This is a genomic window from uncultured Microbacterium sp. (assembly GCF_937927635.1).
Classification (GTDB): domain Bacteria; phylum Actinomycetota; class Actinomycetes; order Actinomycetales; family Microbacteriaceae; genus Microbacterium.
This window is the reverse complement of the sequence record NZ_CALBRW010000017.1, coordinates 72,901-86,182: the sequence shown is the minus strand read 5'-3', so window position 1 is coordinate 86,182 and position 13,282 is coordinate 72,901. Positions and strand designations below refer to the sequence as shown.

The following is a 13,282-nucleotide window of genomic DNA, read 5'->3' as shown; positions in this document are numbered from 1 at the left end:
GGGCGATTAGGCTTGCGGCATCCGATCAGGAGAACGATGAAGATCCACAGTCCTTTCCGCACCGCTCTGGTGGCGACGCTCGGCGTCGGCCTGGGCATCATGCTGCTCACCAGCGTTCAGATGCTCTCCACCGTGCTGCTTTATCTCGGCACTGCGCTCTTCCTCAGCCTGGGCCTGGATCCGCTGGTGTCGTTCCTCACGCGTCGCGGGCTGCCCCGGTGGGCGGCTGTGCTGACCACCATCGTCGCGGTGCTGGGCGCCTTCACCGCCGTCGTGCTGATCGTGCTCCCGGTCGTCATCGAGCAGATCTCGCAGCTGGTGACCAAGGTCACCGACCTCATCGTCAACGGCGATCAGACCGTCCAGAATCTCAAGGACTGGATGGCCGACACCTTCCCCAACCTGCGGGTGGACGACGTGTTCGCCTACGTGGAGAACTGGCTGGCCACCGAGGACTGGGCCAAGAACGTGGCGGAATGGGGCGGGTCGATCGGGCAGGGCGTGCTGGTGGTCGGCGGCGCCGTGCTCACCGGCATGTTCGGCGCGTTCATCGTGCTGGTGCTGACGATCTACCTGACGGCCTCGACGCCGTCGCTCAAGAGAGCTGTCTATCACCTGGTCCCCGCCTCCAGGCGCGACCGCTTCATCGACATCGCCGATCAGATCACCGACTCCGTCGGACACTACGTGATGGGGCAGGTCACGCTGGGCGTGATCAACGGCGTTCTCAGCTCGATCTACCTGTCGATCATCCATGCGCCCTTCACGGCCGTGCTGGCCGTGGTCGCGTTCTTCTTCTCGCTCATCCCGTTGGTCGGCACACTGACGGGATCGACGATCATCGTGCTGGCGTGCCTGATCCCCGGGGTCGGCTCCCCCGGCACGGCACTGGCCGCTGCCATCTGGTACCTGATCTACATGCAGGTCGAGGCGTACTTCATCGCGCCGCGCATCATGAGCCGCGCCGTCGCCGTGCCCGGTGCGGTGGTCGTCATCGCCGCACTGTCCGGCGGCGCGCTGCTGGGGCTGCTGGGCGCTCTCATCGCGATCCCGGTGGCCGCCAGCATCCTGATCATCTACCGGCAGGTGCTGCGTCCGCGCATGGACGCGCGCTGATCACCCGTCCCAGGTCGTGGCCAGCGGCAGCGCCGCAGGGTTGACCGCTGCGACGATCTCGGTGAGCACGCGCCGTGTCTGCGTCTCTCCGACCCACAGGTGCCGTCCGCCGGCAACGGCGATCACCCTCGCGTGAGGCACGCAGGCGAAGCGCCGGACGGCTTCGTCCGGCCGCAGGTAGTCGTCGAGTTCCGGGATGACGGCGACGAGCTCCCGCGCATCGTCCTTCCAGGCCTCGAGTTCGGCATCCGTGGTCCGATGCAGGGGCGGTGAGAGCAGGATGCCGCCGCGGATGTCGTGATCGCGACCGTATTTGAGAGCGAGCTCCGTGCCGAACGACCACCCCACGAGCCACGGTTCGGGGAGTCCCCGCTCGTAGACGAAGTCGACAGCGGCGGCGACGTCGTACCGTTCGAGCCCTCCCCCGTCGAACGAGCCGCCGCTGACGCCGCGCGGTGAGGCCGTGCCGCGGGTGTTGAACCGCAGCACGGCCAGATCCGCCTGAGCGGGCAGGCGAGCGGCGGCCTTGCGCAGCACGTGGGTGTCCATGTTGCCGCCGGCCGTCGGAAGCGGATGCAGGGCGATGAGCGTGGCGACCGGCTCGCGCTCCTCGGGGACGGCGAGTTCGCCGACGAGGGTCAGGCCGTCTGCCGTGACGAGTTCGACGTCGGTGCGCTGCGCGGGCAGCAGCATCGGCCCGCGGATCTGCAGCGTCATCCGATGCGCCAGCAGTGCGTGTGCCAGTGCCGGCGCGCGGCGAGGTCGGCGGACTCCCCCATCACACCGTCTGCACGCCAGGCGACCAGGTGCGCGACACCGGGCAGGATGCTCCCGCCGCATCCGGGGCAGGTGTACTCCTTCACCGACTTCGCTCCCGCGACCGGCTGCACGATCCACTCCCGGCCACGGCGCGTCTCGGTGCGCTTCCACCCCGCGAGCAGTTGCTCGAAGGACTCATCCGCTCGGGTGGAGTCAGTCCGCCGTCTGTGAGATCGCGCCATGCCTTCGGTCTACCACCAGTGGTGGGTCCGCCAGAAGTTGTACGCGCCCGCCCAGCTGCCGTAGCGGCCGGTGGCGTACCCGGTCCCCCAGCGCAGGTTGTCGACGGGGTTGTACCCGTTGCCGGGCACCTTGCTGCACGGCAGCGCCTGCACCAGGCCGCACGCGCCGGAGGACCTGTTCGTGGCGTTGGGATTCCAGCCGCTCTCACGGGAGACGATGTAGTCGACGTAGGGGTAGTCGCCGGCGGAGATGCCCGCCGCGGCCATCCACTCCTCCTTGCTGCCACCGCCGGTGTACTTCGGGATGGAGCTGCCGCTGGACTTGGAGTTCGTCGAGGCCGTCTCGGGCTTCGGTGCGGGCTTCGGCTTGGGCTTCACATACACCTCGAAGCCGCCGCGGACGATCGGCTCGATCTTCGCGCCCTGGACGGTCACCGTGATGTTCTGTGTGTCCTTGGCGGCGAGATCGAAGGTGGTCACCGATGCGGTCGCAGGGCCCGAGGGTTCGGCCGACGCGCTGCCTGTCGGAGCGAGCAGCGCCGCCGAGAAGCCGATGACGGCGAGGCCGGCGCCGACCGCACTGAGGCGACGTCGCCACGGATGCTTCAGCTTCGACGGGGATGCGTTCGGGCGCACCGGCGTCGATATCAATTCGTTATCGGGAGTCACGATGGGTGTCAGTCTACGCAGTAGACCCTGGAACGTCCATGAGAGTCTCCCGTGTGGCGCGAGATTCAACGCACCGCGAGCATGACCTCCACGGTCGCATCCAGCAGGGCATCCACCTGCTCTTCGCGGTAGCCGCCCCGTTGCATGCGGAACGCCGCACCGCGCACCTGCTCCACGCTCAGCGCATCTCCGTCGCGCAGGAACGCGGAGATCCGATCGGCGACATGGTCGACCTCGCCGATCCGATAGCCGAACGCGAGCCGGTTCGTCCGGGCGAACCGGTGCTTCGCGGGGCGCGCGAGGTGGTCGAGCACGCTCTGCGCGTCCTTCCGGGCCTTCGCCACCCATCCGGCCACTCCCATCGACCGGACCGCTTGCTCGCGCGCGCGCGAGGCGAATGCGTCCTCGACGCGGCCGAGTGCCGCGTCGACGTCGGCGATCGCATAGCCGTGCCTGACCAGCGGGAACGAGGCACTGCGCACGTCCTCCGCGCCGAAGTCGTCGCGCCCGTCCTCGAACGCGGCGCGGGCGGCTTCGAGGAAGGTGTCGACGGCAGCGCGGTGGTAGCCGCGATGCCGTCCTGCGGTGAGGGGGAACGCCGCGGGCGTCTCCTCCTTCTCGTCGAACACGTCCAGATCTTCATCAACCATCACGACACCACCCATGGGGAGAGGAGGAAGTACAGGGCCAGCGCCGGGATCGTCGACGGCAGGATGCTGTCCAGTCGATCGAGCAGCCCGCCATGGCCGGGCAGCCAGGAGCTCATGTCCTTGATGCCGAGGTCGCGCTTGAGCATCGATTCGCCGAGGTCGCCGAGTGTCGCAGAGAGCAGGATGACAGCGCCGAGGATGAGACCGCACCACCATCGCAGCTCGAGCAGGTAGACCGCCAGCAGCACGCCCACGGCGAGGGAGCCGACGACGGCGCCGGCGAAACCCTCCCACGTCTTCTTGGGGCTGATCCGCGGTGCCATGGGATGCTTCCCGAACGACAGGCCCGCGACGTACGCGCAGGTGTCGGCCGCGACGGCGACCGTCACGAAGGACAGCACCCACCACTGCCCTCGTTCCTGCAGCAGCAGCATGATCGCGACGGAGGTGAGGAATGGCACGTACACCTGCACGAAGGCGCCCACCACGACGTCGGAGAGCACGTCGCCGTACATCCGACCGTCCTTGACGACCATCTGGGCCACCATCCGCCACACGGCGATGAAGGACACCGCGACGATCAGCACGACCCAGCTCAGCCAGAACTGACCGGATGCCCCTGCCAGGAGCACGCCGGCGGCGGCGATGAGCTGGGCGACGACGTCCACCCGGCGGCCGCCGGCTCGCAGCGCCCTGGCGAGCTCATAGGTGCCCAGCAGTCCCGCGGCGAGGGCGATGGGCACGAACAGCCACTTGATGAACAGCAGCGATGCGATCAGCGCTCCGCCGAAGGCCACCCCGATGATGATCGCCAGGATCAGGTCGCGTCCGGTGCGCTGCTTGATGCGCTCATTGGCCTGATCGAAGTGGTCCCTGGCCTGCGAGACGTGCGTCTCGATCTCGCCCTTGCGGGCGCGCCACTGCTCGCGTATCGCATTGTGCTCGCCCGTGGACAGCGGGTCGGCGGGACGGGGCGGCAGCGGAGGACGCGGCGGCACCTGGGATGCGTCGAAGGCGGGAGACGGTACGGCCGCCCCCTGCTCGGGAGGACGCCGCTCCTCCCCGTCGTTCTCACCGGACATCGTGCTTAGACCTCGAGGAGCTCAGCCTCTTTGCGCTTGAGGGCATCGTCGATGGCCTCGACGTACTGGCGGGTCAGGGCATCCAGCTCCTTCTCGCCGCGCGCGATCTCGTCCTCGCCGACCTCGCTCTTGAGTGCGTCCATCTCGTCCTTCGCCTTGCGGCGGATGCCGCGGATGCGGACCTTCGCGTCCTCGCCCTTGGTGCGGACGAGCTTGACGTACTCCTTGCGGCGCTCCTGCGTGAGCTCGGGCATGGTGATGCGGATGATGTTGCCGTCGTTGGTCGGGTTCGCGCCCAGGTTCGGCATATCGCGGATGGCCTGCTCGATGGCCTTCAGCGCCGACTTGTCGTAGGGCGTGACGATCAGCGAGCGCGCCTCCGGGTTGGCCAGCGATGCGAGTTGCGCGAGCGGTGTCGGTGAGCCGTAGTAGTCGACCAGCACCTTCTGGAACAGCTGAGGGTTGGCGCGCCCAGTGCGGACCGTGGCGAAGTCCTCCTTGGCGGCATCGACGGCACGCGTCATGCGCACAGTGGTTTCGGAGAGGACATCCGCGATCACGAGGGCTCCTTGCTTCAGGGGTTTCAGATGATTCTATCCGGCGCGCTCCGCCGGACTGTGGAGGTGAGTGCGCTCAGGCGGTGACCAGCGTGCCGATCGGCTCGCCGAGCAGCGCACGGGTGACGTTGCCGGCCGGCTCCATACCGAACACGCGCATGTCCATGGCGTTGTCCATGCACAGGCTGAACGCCGTGGAGTCGACGACCTTCAGACCGCGCTGCAGGGCGTCGCGGTAGGTCACGCGCTCGATGCGCTGCGCGTTCGGGTCCTTGTTGGGGTCGGCCGTGTAGATGGCGTCCACGCCGTTCTTGGCGACCAGCACCTCCTGGGCGCCGATCTCCAGTGCTCGCTGTGCGGCGACGGTGTCCGTGGAGAAGTACGGCAGGCCGGCGCCTGCGCCGAAGATCACGACGCGGCCCTTCTCCATGTGGCGCTCCGCGCGCAGCGGGATGTACGGCTCGGCGACCTGGGTCATCTGGATGGCGGACTGCACGCGCGTGGGTGCGCCCGCCTGCTCGAGGAAGTCCTGGAGGGCGAGGGCGTTCATCACGGTGCCCAGCATGCCCATGTAGTCGGCGCGTCCGCGGTCCATGCCTCGCTGGCTGAGCTCCGCACCGCGGAAGAAGTTGCCGCCGCCGACGACCACCGCGATCTCGACGCGATCCACGGCTGCGGCGATGTCACGGGCGATGCCGCTGACCACATCGGGGTTCACCCCCAGGGAGCCCCCGCCGAAGGCCTCGCCGGAGAGTTTGAGAAGGACGCGACGGCGTCCGGTGCGTTCAGTCATGGGTGGGTCCTCTCGTCCGGTTTCAAGATAGTGCCTCGGGCTGTTCCGGGCATGCAGAAGGGGTTCGGATCGCGGTTGATCCGAACCCCTTCGAGGTGTTACGCGCCGACCTTGAAGCGGGCGAAGTCGGTGACGGTGAGACCCGCCTCCTTCAGCACCTGCTCCACAGACTTCTTGTTGTCCCTGGCGTAGTCCTGCTCGAGAAGCGCGACCTGCTTGAAGTACGCGGTCACGCGGCCCTCGACGATCTTCGGCAGGGCTGCCTCGGGCTTGCCCTCGTTGCGGGAGATCTCGGTGACGATCTCGCGCTCCTTCTCCACGTCGGCTGCGGGGACGTCCTCGCGGCTGAGGTAGGAGGGGTTCGCGAACGAGATGTGCTGCGCGATGCTGCGAGCGGTCTCCGCGTCGCTGCCGGTGTAGGCCACGACGACGCCGATCTGCGGCGGCAGGTCCTTGCTGGTGTGGTGCAGGTACACCGACAGGGACTCGCCCTTGACGGTGCGCACGCGACGCAGCTCGACCTTCTCGCCGATGATCGCCGCCTCCTCGGAGATGAGGTCGGCGACGGTCTTGTCACCGGCGGATGCGGCCAGCGCGTCCTCCAGCGAGTCGGCGCCGGCAGCGGCGACCGCGTCGGCCACCTTGTCGGCCAGAGCGATGAAGCGCTCGTTCTTGGCGACGAAGTCGGTCTCGCAGGCGAGCTCGATCAGCGTCACGGCGCCGTCGGTCTCGCGAGCGGCGACCAGGCCCTCGCTGGTGGAGCGGTCAGCGCGCTTGGCGTTGCCCTTGGCACCCTTCAGGCGCAGGATTTCGGTGGCCTTCTCGACGTCTCCGTCGGCCTCCTCGAGCGCCTTCTTGGTGTCGACCATTCCGGTTCCGAGCTGCTCGCGCAGCGCCTTGATGTCGGCGATGGTGAAGTTGGCCATGTGTGGTGGCTCCTTGCTTCGTATCTGTGCGGGTATGCGGATTACTTGGCGTCTGCGTCGGCGGCGGGCGCCTCAGCAGCAGCCTCGACGGCCTCGGCGGCGGGGGCCTCGGCGGGAACCTCAGTGGCCTCGGCAGCGGGGGCCTCGGCAGCGACCTCAGCGGCGGGTGCCTCGGCGGCGTCGCCCTGCAGGAGCTCCTGCTCCCACTCGGCGAGCGGCTCGGCGTCGCCCTCGGGGTTGTGCTTCTGCTGCAGGCCCTCGGCCGCGGCGTCGGCGATGATGCGCGTCAGCAGCGAGACGGAGCGGATCGCGTCGTCGTTGCCGGGGATCGGGTACTGGAAGTCGTCCGGGTCGGCGTTGGTGTCGAGGATGCCGATCACCGGGATGCCGAGCTTCTTGGCCTCGTCGATGGCGAGGTGCTCGCGCTTGGCGTCGACGACCCACAGGGCCGACGGGGTCTTCGACAGGTTGCGGATGCCGCCCAGCGACTTGTGCAGCTTGTCGAGCTCGCGCTTCTTGAGCAGCAGCTCCTTCTTGGTGAAGCCCGACGCGGCCGGGTTCTCGTAGTCGAGCTCCTCGAGCTCCTTCATACGGGCGAGGCGCTTGGCGATGGTCGAGAAGTTGGTCAGCAGACCACCCAGCCAGCGCTGGTTGACGAAGGGCTGTCCGACACGGGCGGCCTGCTCCGCGAGGACCTCCTGCGCCTGCTTCTTGGTGCCGACGAAGAGGATCGTGCCGCCGCGGGCGACAGTCTCCTTGACGAAGTCGTAGGCGCGGTCGATGTACGCCAGCGACTGCTGCAGGTCGATGATGTGGATGCCGCTGCGCTCGGTGAGGATGAAGCGCTTCACCTTCGGGTTCCACCGACGGGTCTGGTGTCCGAAGTGCACGCCGCTGTCGAGCAGCTGACGGATGGTGACCACAGCCATGGTCGTCTCCTGTTTCTGGCGCTCTCGCGCCGTTGAGGTTTTTCCCGTCGATCTCGCGATCGACGATCCTGGTACCCGGCGCACACCCGCCCTCTCGAGGAGAAGGACCTGTGGGAGTGGATGCCGCGACGAAGTCGCTCTGGGCACGCGTAGTCACCCCGATTTCGGGATGCCCCTCCAGTGTACAGGATGCGGCAGCCGCTGCCGGGCCTCAGCCGGTCCATTCATCCTGCACATCCTGCGAGTGCGCGGAGTTGTCCACCGGCAGTGCGAATCGAGCGGTTGGGCGTCGCGGAGCGGTGCGAGAGTGGGGGCATGACCGGGATCCGCACCGAAGCGCGACGCCACCGCCTGCATGTGCACGCGGCGGCGCTGCTGGTCGCGCTGTTCGTACTCGCGATGTTCGTGCTCGCACCGGCTCCGGCGGCGGGCGCGAGCGGCAGCACCAGACTGACGGGGGCCGAGAGCGCCGCGGATGCCGCGCCGGGCTACCCCTGGACGTGGCCGGTCGAGGGCGCGCACACCGTGACGCAGGCGTTCCGCGCCCCGGCACATGAATACGGCCCCGGACACCGCGGCATGGACGTGGCTGCCGCACCCGAAGGCGTCGTGCACGCACCGGCGGCCGGCGTGGTGGCGTTCCGTGGCGATGTGGCGGGCCGGCCGCTGATCACGATCGATCACGGCGGCGGATATGTCACGACCCTCGAACCCATCGCGTCGACGCTGACGCCGGGCACCGTGGTGGCCGCCGGAGATGACGTGGGGACGACGGCCGCGGGCGGGCATGCCGCGCGCGGAACGCTGCATGTCGGCGTGCGCGCGGACGGGCGGTACGTGAACCCGCGCGGCCTGTTCGGCAGGATGCCGCGTGCCATCCTGCTGCCGTGCTGCGCAGGCTGAGCTCCCGCCTCGCGTGCCGCGGTCCGGGCGTCCGGACGGGTCGCCGAACTGGGCCGGTGGGCGCATGTCCTCGACGTCTCCAGGCGAACGCGGGCGGCGAACGGATCCGGGTCAGGCCCGCGGGTGCGCGAGGCGATACGCGGCGGTGAGTCGCTCCGCGGACACGTGCGTGTAGATCTGGGTGGTGCCGAGACTCGCGTGCCCGAGCAGCTCCTGCACGGCGCGCAGATCGGCACCGCCGTCCAGCAGGTGGGTGGCGGCGGAGTGCCGCAGCGCATGCGGGCCGACATGCTCGGAACCCACCACCGGCCCCAGCACCCGGGACACCAGCGCGTAGACGGTGCGCGGGCCGATGCGTCCGCCACGAGCGCCCAGGAAGAACGCAGCCGTGGGTTCAGCGGCGCGCGCGAGCAGTACGGGCCTTGCGCGTGTGAGGAAGGCGCCCAGCGCGGCCGCGGCGGGGCCGCCGAAGGGCACCACGCGCTCCTTCGACCCCTTGCCCAGCACGCGGATCGTGCGCCTGCGCAGATCCAGATCGTCGACGTCGGCGCCGCACAGCTCCGAGACGCGGATGCCAGCAGCGTACAGCAGCTCGAGGATGGCGTGGTCGCGCAGCAGGATGGGGTCGCCGGACTCCGCAGCGATGCGCTGGGCCTCCAGCAGGTCGCGCATGCCGTCGGCGGAGGCGACGACGGGCAGGGCCTTCGATCTGTGCGGCGCCACCAGTCGAAGGCTGGGGTCGGCATCGATCAGTTCCGTCTCGTGCGCCCAGCCGAAGAACGACCGGACGGCAGCGGCGCGCCGTGCGAGCGTAGAGCGCGCGTCCCCGCGCTGCGTGGCCTGCCACAGCCATTCGCGCAGGACTTCGAGGTCGACGGATGCCAGCGCGTCGTCGTGCAGTGTGCGGCCGAGGTCGGCGAGATCGGCGCGGTACGCGCGCACAGTGGCGGGCGACAGCCGGCGAACCTGCGCCAGATGCACCGCGAACGCCTCAACGGCCGCTGCGTACTCCATCCCTCCAGCATGCCGCCCACGTGAACCGGCGGTGGGTTCCCGCGCCGATCCTGCCGGTCCTCCTGCCGTCGCCGGGCTCGGGTCGCCGACGGTTGCCTGCGCACGCGCTCCGACGCGGGCTCACTCACCCCACGCGGCGCCATCCCTCCGGTGTCTGCACGACGACGACGTCGAGCGCCAGCAGTCCGAGCAGACTGCGCACCCGGTCCACGCTCAGGCCGCACCGGCGCGCCAGGTCATGGGCATCCCGCGGCGTTCGCGTGCTCATCGCATCCAGCAGGCGGACCCGGTCCGGGTCGACGCGGGGCTGCGATGGCGCGTCGAGCGCACGGTCGTCCCAGAGCTCTCGCACCTCCTGGGCGTTGGTGACGCAGATCGCGTCGAACTCGCGCAGGAGCCGATGGCATCCGGCCGAGGCCGCGCTGGTCACCGGTCCAGGCACCGCGCCGATCGGCCGCCCCAGGGCGGCCGCGTGTCCTGCGGTGTTGAGCGTGCCGCTGCGCCACCCGGCCTCCACGACCACCGTCGCGAGGCTCGCGGCGGCGATGAGTCGGTTCCTCTGCAGGAAGCGCCATTTGGTGGGCGCGCCGCCGCAGGGCACCTCGCTCACCACCAGACCGCCCTTGCGGATGCGCTCGAACAGCTGATGGTGCCCGACCGGATACGCGCGATCCACTCCCCCGGCCAGAAAGGCGACCGTCACGCCGCCCACGCCCAGTGCCGCGCGATGCGAGGCGCCGTCGATGCCGTACGCCCCGCCGGACACGACGACCGCGCCTGCCCCCGCCAGGTCACCGGCGATGTCGGCCGCGACGGATTCGCCGTACGGGGATGCCGCCCTGGCGCCCACCATCGCCACCGCCGGACCCGCGGTGAACGAGGTGAGATCACCGCGCGCCCACAGCACGAGCGGCGCATGCGGCCCCAGATCCTGCAGCCCCGCGGGCCATCCGTCATCCCCCGGGAGCATCAGGTGCCCGCCGACGTCCAGGCACGACGTCATCGCCTCCATCACCGCCTGTGCCTGTGCGCGCGGACGCCAGCGCGTGCGCGCCTCGGCGAGGGCTGCGGGTGTCACGATGCCCGGCGTCAACAGGCCGTCGTCCCGGCAGGCGATCTCCAGTGCCTCCTGCGCACCGTGAGCGTCGACCAGCGCTCCGGCTGTCCCATCGCCCGGTTCCACGAGGACCGACCATGCGACGCGCGTCAGGGTCTCCACAGGATCCCCGCCCGGACGCAGCCGCTCGGCCAGCGGCAGCAGTCGTGCATCGTCCAGCATCCTGATCCTCGTCGTCGTCCTCATGCCAGCAGGCCCTTCTTCAGGAACAGGGCACGGCCCAGTTCATCGATGCCGGGCGAGTTCGCACCGGCCAGATCGGCGATCGTCCACGCCAGGCGCAGCACCCTGTCGTACGCGCGCAGCGTGACCGTTCCACGTTCCAACGCACGGTCCAGAGGCGCTCTGACGGTCGCCGGCAGACGCAGCACGCCGAGCCGGAGCCGCTCACCCGGCACCTCCCCGTTCACGCGCCAGGGTGTGCCGCGCAGGCGATCGGAGGCCGCGCCGCGGGCTGCCACCACCCGTTCCCTCGCGCTCGCGGATGTCACCCGCGAGCGCTCGCCGGATGTCGCCCTGGCCGCGGCCACGCGTGCGACCTGCAGGTCGATGTCGATGCGGTCCCGCAGCGGCCCCGACAGCTTGGAGGCGTAACGGCGAATGGACATCGGCGGACACGCGCATTCGGCGCCGCGCACCCCGTAGTTGCCGCACGGACAGGGATTCATGGCCAGCACCAACTGGAAACGAGCCGGATAGCTGGCGGTGAACCCCGCTCGGTGCACCTCGATGCGCCCGGATTCCAGCGGTTGCCGCAGCGCATCCAGCGCCGCCCTCTGGAACTCCGGAGTCTCATCGAGGAACAGCACTCCCCGGTGCGCCCGTACGATCGCGCCCGGCCGCGCCATGCGCGTTCCGCCGCCGACGAGAGCCGCCATCGAGGCGCTGTGATGCGGTGCGACGAACGGCACGACCGGATCCAGTTTCATCACCGGCTCCCCGACCAGCGAACGTATCGCGGCGACCTCCAGCGCTTCGTCGTCGAGCAGCAGCGGGAGGATGCCGGGGAGCCGTCGCGCCAGCATCGTCTTTCCCGCGCCCGGCGGTCCGCTGAGCATCATGTGATGACCGCCTGCTGCAGCGATGATCAGCGCGTCCACGGCCTCCTCCTGACCGATGACGTCCGCCAGATCCAGCGGCAGTGTCTCCGGCTCGTCGGGCGCGGCCAGCTCCACCGCGTCGACGTCGGGCACCTCCACGTCAGCACCGTGCAGCGCCGCCACCTCCGCCAGCGAAGCTGCGGCGTGCACCTCGATGCCCGGCACCAATGCGGCCTCCGCGGCGTTGGCGTGCGGCACGATCACCCGCTCGAAGCCCGCCCTCGCGGCCGCGTAGACCGCAGGGAGCACACCGGCCACCGGTCGCACGCGCCCGTCGAGCCCCAGCTCCCCGATGTGCACGGTCCCGCGAACGGCTCGGGCGGACAGCATTCCCCCGGCAGCGGCCGTCGCGACGGCGATGCCGAGGTCGAAGCCGGAGCCGTGCTTGGGCAGGCTCGCCGGCGAAAGATTGACGGTGAGCCGGCGCCGCGGGATGTCCAGCCCGGAATTGGTGCAGGCGTTGCGCACCCGCTGCACGGCCTCGCCGAGCGCCTTGTCGGGCAGTCCGATGATGGTGAACTCCGGCGTCTGCGCCGAGAAGTCCGCCTCGATCTCCACCAGGTGCCCGTCCACGCCGGTCAGTGCGACCGCCCAGGTGCGCGCGGTGCTCACAGCAGGTCCACCAGATGCTCGAGCTGTGCGGTGTCGGCATCCGCTCCGATCAGGCCGATGGCCTCCAGGCGGATCTCACGCCGGCGTGCGGCATCGGGATGCGCAGCCGTCCACGCGTATGCCAGCCGCCAGAGTCGACGGCGCTTGCGCTCGTCGATGGCCTCGAACGGATGCCCGTACCGCACCGACCTGCGGGTCTTGACCTCGACGACGCACAGAACGTCGTCGCGCTGAGCGACGATGTCTATCTCGCCCTGCCGGCACCGCCAGTTGCGGTCGAGGATGATGTATCCCTGCGCACGCAGGTGCCTCGCCGCGCGCTCCTCGCCCGCGCGCCCCAACTCGTCTTTCGCTGCCATGAGGACAGCCTGACGCGGTGCACCGACGCCGGATCACCATTAACCCACTCGCTGTGCAGAACTTCTCAGAACCGAGAGACTGTGGAAAGAAGTCGCCACCGAGCGGACTGTGGGAGGAGCGACCTACTTGCCGTCGAGTGACAGCTCGTCCGGCAGTTCGAACTCCCGGCGCTGCAGCTCCTCGACGTTGACGTCCTTGAACGTCAGCACGCGAACCGCCTTGACGAACCGGTCGGCCCGGTAGATGTCCCAGACCCAGACGTCGGTCATCGAGATCTCGAAGTAGAAGTCGTTCTCGGTGTCGCGACGGACGACGTTCACCTCGTTGGCGAGATAGAAGCGCCTCTCGGTCTCCACGACGTACTGGAACTGCGCGACGACGTCGCGGTACTCCCGGAACAGCGCGAGCTCGAGTTCGCGGTCGTAATCGTCGAAGGCATCCTCATCCATGATG

At 69.4% G+C, this 13,282-nt stretch carries 16 protein-coding genes; 2 read left to right on the top strand and 14 right to left on the bottom strand.

Annotation, left to right across the window (positions count from 1 at the left end; all coding sequences use genetic code 11):
- The first annotated feature begins 36 nt into the window (after nucleotides 1-36).
- Nucleotides 37-1,116: an AI-2E family transporter gene (locus Q0568_RS07030; RefSeq protein WP_298864438.1), complete on the top strand. Its 1,080-nt coding sequence runs from the start codon at nucleotides 37-39 to the stop codon at nucleotides 1,114-1,116.
- On the opposite strand, the gene Q0568_RS07025 is transcribed toward Q0568_RS07030, so the two are convergent.
- From Q0568_RS07025 to rpsB, 9 genes are all read right to left on the bottom strand, one after another.
- On the bottom strand, nucleotides 1,117-1,833 hold the full coding sequence (locus tag Q0568_RS07025; RefSeq protein WP_298864434.1) for an alpha/beta hydrolase: 717 nt from the start codon (nucleotides 1,831-1,833) through the stop codon (nucleotides 1,117-1,119).
- On the bottom strand, nucleotides 1,830-2,117 hold the full coding sequence (locus tag Q0568_RS07020) for a hypothetical protein (RefSeq protein WP_298864432.1): 288 nt from the start codon (nucleotides 2,115-2,117) through the stop codon (nucleotides 1,830-1,832). Before Q0568_RS07020 ends, Q0568_RS07025 begins: the two co-directional genes overlap by 4 nt.
- 9 nt (nucleotides 2,118-2,126) lie before the next feature.
- Nucleotides 2,127-2,786, bottom strand: coding sequence for a transglycosylase SLT domain-containing protein (locus Q0568_RS07015; RefSeq protein ID WP_298864430.1), 660 nt, complete (start codon nucleotides 2,784-2,786; stop codon nucleotides 2,127-2,129).
- Nucleotides 2,787-2,851: 65 nt separating this feature from the next.
- Nucleotides 2,852-3,436 carry a DivIVA domain-containing protein gene (locus tag Q0568_RS07010; RefSeq protein WP_298864428.1) on the bottom strand — a complete coding sequence of 195 codons (585 nt, stop codon included), beginning with the start codon at nucleotides 3,434-3,436 and terminating at the stop codon, nucleotides 2,852-2,854.
- Nucleotides 3,436-4,518 (bottom strand): phosphatidate cytidylyltransferase, encoded by a 1,083-nt coding sequence (locus Q0568_RS07005; RefSeq protein ID WP_298864426.1) that lies wholly within the window; start codon nucleotides 4,516-4,518, stop codon nucleotides 3,436-3,438. The genes Q0568_RS07010 and Q0568_RS07005 overlap by 1 nt, the downstream gene beginning before the upstream one ends.
- Before the next feature lie 5 nt (nucleotides 4,519-4,523).
- A complete protein-coding gene (gene frr, locus Q0568_RS07000; RefSeq protein ID WP_298864424.1) occupies nucleotides 4,524-5,078 on the bottom strand; it encodes a ribosome recycling factor in 555 nt (184 codons plus the stop codon).
- 73 nt (nucleotides 5,079-5,151) lie between these two features.
- Complete coding sequence (gene pyrH, locus Q0568_RS06995; RefSeq protein WP_298864422.1) at nucleotides 5,152-5,868, bottom strand: UMP kinase; 717 nt, start codon at nucleotides 5,866-5,868, stop codon at nucleotides 5,152-5,154.
- A 98-nt stretch (nucleotides 5,869-5,966) separates the two neighbouring features.
- A complete protein-coding gene (gene tsf / locus Q0568_RS06990; protein WP_298864419.1) occupies nucleotides 5,967-6,794 on the bottom strand; it encodes a translation elongation factor Ts in 828 nt (275 codons plus the stop codon).
- A gap of 41 nt (nucleotides 6,795-6,835) precedes the next feature.
- A complete protein-coding gene (gene rpsB / locus Q0568_RS06985; RefSeq protein ID WP_298864417.1) occupies nucleotides 6,836-7,723 on the bottom strand; it encodes a 30S ribosomal protein S2 in 888 nt (295 codons plus the stop codon).
- Nucleotides 7,724-8,038: 315 nt separating this feature from the next.
- On the opposite strand from rpsB, the gene Q0568_RS06980 reads away from it, so the two are divergent.
- Complete coding sequence (locus tag Q0568_RS06980; protein ID WP_298864415.1) at nucleotides 8,039-8,626, top strand: M23 family metallopeptidase; 588 nt, start codon at nucleotides 8,039-8,041, stop codon at nucleotides 8,624-8,626.
- Nucleotides 8,627-8,737: 111 nt separating this feature from the next.
- Here the strand turns inward: Q0568_RS06980 and Q0568_RS06975 are convergent, their stop codons facing one another.
- The 5 genes from Q0568_RS06975 to Q0568_RS06955 all read right to left on the bottom strand — a co-directional run bounded on the left by Q0568_RS06975 (nucleotide 8,738) and on the right by Q0568_RS06955 (nucleotide 13,278).
- The gene (locus tag Q0568_RS06975; RefSeq protein WP_298864413.1) at nucleotides 8,738-9,640 is read right to left on the bottom strand and encodes a tyrosine recombinase XerC; all 903 of its coding nucleotides are present in this window, start codon (nucleotides 9,638-9,640) and stop codon (nucleotides 8,738-8,740) included.
- A gap of 124 nt (nucleotides 9,641-9,764) precedes the next feature.
- Entirely contained in the window at nucleotides 9,765-10,919 is a 1,155-nt protein-coding gene (gene dprA, locus Q0568_RS06970; protein ID WP_298864411.1) for a DNA-processing protein DprA, read from the bottom strand.
- A 20-nt stretch (nucleotides 10,920-10,939) separates the two neighbouring features.
- Nucleotides 10,940-12,469, bottom strand: coding sequence for a YifB family Mg chelatase-like AAA ATPase (locus Q0568_RS06965; protein ID WP_298864409.1), 1,530 nt, complete (start codon nucleotides 12,467-12,469; stop codon nucleotides 10,940-10,942).
- The gene (locus Q0568_RS06960) at nucleotides 12,466-12,828 is read right to left on the bottom strand and encodes a YraN family protein (RefSeq protein ID WP_298864407.1); all 363 of its coding nucleotides are present in this window, start codon (nucleotides 12,826-12,828) and stop codon (nucleotides 12,466-12,468) included. Before Q0568_RS06960 ends, Q0568_RS06965 begins: the two co-directional genes overlap by 4 nt.
- A 123-nt stretch (nucleotides 12,829-12,951) precedes the next feature.
- On the bottom strand, nucleotides 12,952-13,278 hold the full coding sequence (locus tag Q0568_RS06955; RefSeq protein WP_285632578.1) for a DUF2469 family protein: 327 nt from the start codon (nucleotides 13,276-13,278) through the stop codon (nucleotides 12,952-12,954).
- Nucleotides 13,279-13,282 lie beyond the last annotated feature (4 nt).

Bases quoted from the DNA above. Each gene is read 5' to 3' on its own strand.
- Q0568_RS06980 (WP_298864415.1), top strand. From the start codon at position 8,039: ATGACCGGGATCCGCACCGAAGCGCGACGCCACCGCCTGCATGTGCAC.
- Q0568_RS06975 (WP_298864413.1), bottom strand. From the start codon at position 9,640: ATGGAGTACGCAGCGGCCGTTGAGGCGTTCGCGGTGCATCTGGCGCAG.
- pyrH (WP_298864422.1), bottom strand. From the start codon at position 5,868: ATGACTGAACGCACCGGACGCCGTCGCGTCCTTCTCAAACTCTCCGGC.
- dprA (WP_298864411.1), bottom strand. From the start codon at position 10,919: ATGCTGGACGATGCACGACTGCTGCCGCTGGCCGAGCGGCTGCGTCCG.
- Q0568_RS07010 (WP_298864428.1), bottom strand. From the start codon at position 3,436: ATGGTTGATGAAGATCTGGACGTGTTCGACGAGAAGGAGGAGACGCCC.
- Q0568_RS07020 (WP_298864432.1), bottom strand. From the start codon at position 2,117: ATGGCGCGATCTCACAGACGGCGGACTGACTCCACCCGAGCGGATGAG.
- rpsB (WP_298864417.1), bottom strand. From the start codon at position 7,723: ATGGCTGTGGTCACCATCCGTCAGCTGCTCGACAGCGGCGTGCACTTC.
- Q0568_RS07030 (WP_298864438.1), top strand. From the start codon at position 37: ATGAAGATCCACAGTCCTTTCCGCACCGCTCTGGTGGCGACGCTCGGC.
- Q0568_RS07025 (WP_298864434.1), bottom strand. From the start codon at position 1,833: ATGACGCTGCAGATCCGCGGGCCGATGCTGCTGCCCGCGCAGCGCACC.
- Q0568_RS06960 (WP_298864407.1), bottom strand. From the start codon at position 12,828: ATGGCAGCGAAAGACGAGTTGGGGCGCGCGGGCGAGGAGCGCGCGGCG.
- tsf (WP_298864419.1), bottom strand. From the start codon at position 6,794: ATGGCCAACTTCACCATCGCCGACATCAAGGCGCTGCGCGAGCAGCTC.
- Q0568_RS07005 (WP_298864426.1), bottom strand. From the start codon at position 4,518: ATGTCCGGTGAGAACGACGGGGAGGAGCGGCGTCCTCCCGAGCAGGGG.
- Q0568_RS06955 (WP_285632578.1), bottom strand. From the start codon at position 13,278: ATGGATGAGGATGCCTTCGACGATTACGACCGCGAACTCGAGCTCGCG.